This window comes from Pseudomonas sp. SIMBA_067, assembly GCF_046534675.1.
Lineage (GTDB): Bacteria > Pseudomonadota > Gammaproteobacteria > Pseudomonadales > Pseudomonadaceae > Aquipseudomonas > Aquipseudomonas putida.
The window spans coordinates 1-243 of the sequence record NZ_JAWRYH010001150.1 but is presented as its reverse complement, the minus strand read 5'-3'; the positions used below and the strand labels follow the sequence as shown (position 1 = coordinate 243).

Below are 243 nucleotides of genomic sequence, written 5' to 3'. Positions count from 1 at the left end.
CCGCCACCGTGCTGACTTTCGCCTGCGCCTTCCTGCTGACCCGCAGCATCGTCAAACCGATCGAAGAGGCGCTCAAGTGCGCCGAGCAAGTCGCCGACGGTGACCTGACCCACGTCATCCGCGCCGAAGGCACCGACGAAGCCGCCCGTTTGCTGCGCGCCATGGCCCGCATGCAGGACAAGCTGCGCGATACCCTGCAGCTGATCGCTGGCTCTGCGACCCAGCTGGCCTCGGCGGCCGAAG

1 protein-coding gene is annotated in these 243 nt (G+C 67.9%); it reads left to right on the top strand.

Annotation, left to right across the window (positions count from 1 at the left end):
- On the top strand, positions 1-243 hold a 243-nt coding region (locus SB765_RS32905; protein WP_410932931.1), incomplete at both ends, for a HAMP domain-containing protein.